A 375-nucleotide genomic window follows, 5' to 3' on the forward strand; every position below is an offset into this window, starting at 1 on the left:
GCGGTTGCCGGCTGTGTCCAGGATGGCGCTCGCGTCGGTGGGCGTGCTGTCCTGGTAGGCAATGGTCACGCTCTGACCAGCGACCACGGGAGTGGCCAGTTCCAGCAAGATGTACTTTCCCGTCTGTCCATTCACAACATCCACCCCGGTGACGGTGATGCGGGAGCCATCAGCGAGCACCGTGAAGTCCCCGCTGGCCGGCGCGTGGCTCGCGTCCAGATTGCTCGCGTCGCTGAATCTGATCACCAACGCGATGGGGCCGCTGAGGGTGGGGCGATGCTCACCTGTGGTCAAGAGCTGCGGGGCCGTGGTGTCCGCCGTGCCGCTGGGGGTGTTGTTGGTCACCGCCCGGTCGCTGAAGCTCACTGCGTCGTT

The 375-nt window shown here is 65.9% G+C and carries 1 protein-coding gene; it reads right to left on the bottom strand.

What is annotated here, in order from left to right; translation table 11 throughout:
- A partial coding sequence (locus VTU_RS29675; RefSeq protein ID WP_010109147.1) for a SwmB domain-containing protein occupies positions 1-375 on the bottom strand: 375 nt, incomplete at both ends.

Origin of the sequence: Verminephrobacter aporrectodeae subsp. tuberculatae At4 (assembly GCF_000193225.1) — a bacterium.
Classification (GTDB): Bacteria; Pseudomonadota; Gammaproteobacteria; order Burkholderiales; family Burkholderiaceae_C; genus Acidovorax; species Acidovorax aporrectodeae.